This window comes from Edwardsiella hoshinae NBRC 105699 = ATCC 33379 (assembly GCF_000474215.1).
Classification (GTDB): Bacteria; Pseudomonadota; Gammaproteobacteria; order Enterobacterales; family Enterobacteriaceae; genus Edwardsiella; species Edwardsiella hoshinae.
In genome coordinates this window covers 1-1,364 of the sequence record NZ_BAUC01000077.1, presented here as the reverse complement: position 1 = coordinate 1,364, position 1,364 = coordinate 1, and the positions used below count along the sequence as shown (strand labels likewise).

1 protein-coding gene is annotated in these 1,364 nt (G+C 59.8%); it reads right to left on the bottom strand.

The genetic code is table 11. From position 1 onward, the window contains the following. Window positions 1-41 precede the first annotated feature (41 nt). On the bottom strand, window positions 42-1,364 hold a 1,323-nt coding region (gad, locus tag EHO01S_RS16960; RefSeq protein WP_024525052.1), incomplete at its 5' end, for a glutamate decarboxylase.

Genomic DNA, 1,364 nt, shown 5'->3' with positions numbered 1-1,364 from the left:
CATGATAGTCACTCCTTACGCCAAGGTGTGGACGGATCGGATCAGGAATGCTTGAAGCTATTCTGATGGGCGATATGCGCCGCCGTCGGATGGGCCTTGAGGTAAGCCAGTGCCGCGCGGAAGTCCGCCATCAACAGCTGGGCGAAGTCCATCTCGAAGCCGCGACGGCACATCAGGCGCATCACCACCACGTCGGACATCTCACCATTCAGGGCAAAGGCCGGCACCTGCCAACCGCGTAGGCGTAGACGCTCGGAGAGATCATACAGGCTATAACCCAGATCCTGCCCGGCCGGAATACGGAAACAGACCGCCGGAATCCCCTGTTGCGGATCGCCGCTACAGATAAACTCATAGGGCCCCAGTTTGGCGATCTCCGCCGCCAGGAACTGCGCCACCTGATAGCTGGCGGTGTGTACCTTGGTGTACCCCTCACGTCCCAGGCGCAGGAACTCATAGTATTGGGCGATCACCTGGCCGGCCGGGCGGGAGAAGTTAATCGCGAAGGTGCCGACCTGACCGCCGAGGTAGTCAACCTTGAACACCAGATCGTCTGGCAGGGCGGCGGCGTCACGCCACACCACCCAGCCACAGCCAAGCGGTGCCAGGCCGAATTTATGGCCGGATGAACTGATGGATTTAACACGCGGCAAGCGGAAGTCCCAGACGATATCCGGGGCGCAGAACGGTGCCAGGAAGCCACCGCTGGCGGCATCGATGTGCATGTCGATATCCAGACCGGTGCGCGCTTGCAGATCGTCCAGCGCCTGGTGCAGCGCCTCGGGCATCTCATAGTTGCCGGTATAGGTAACACCGAAGGTCGGCACGACGCCGATGGTGTTCTCGTCGCAGGCGGCGATCATGCGCTCCGCATCCATAAATAGTTTGCCGGGGGCCATCGGGATTTCACGCAGTTCGACATCCCAGTAACGGGCGAACTTATGCCAGCAGACTTGCACCGGGCCGCACACCAGATTCGGCTTATCAACCGATTTTCCTGCCGCCAGCCGTTTGGCGCGCCAACGCCACTTCATCGCCATACCGCCCAGCATACAGGCCTCGGAGGAGCCGATGGTGTTGGTCCCGACGGCTTGGCCATGCGCGGGGCGTGGGGCATGCCACAGGTCGGCCACCATGTTGACGCAGCGTAGATCGATGGCGGCGGATTGCGGATATTCCTCTTTATCGATCCAGTTCTTATTGATCGAAATATCCATTAGGCGGTGTACATAATCGTCATCCCAGGTCTGGCAAAATGTCGCCAGGTTTTGCCGGGCGTTACCGTCTAAAAATAGCTCATCGTTGATCACCTGGAAGGCGATATCCTCGCGCATTTCGCCTTGAGGAAAGTGGTGCGCTTCGGC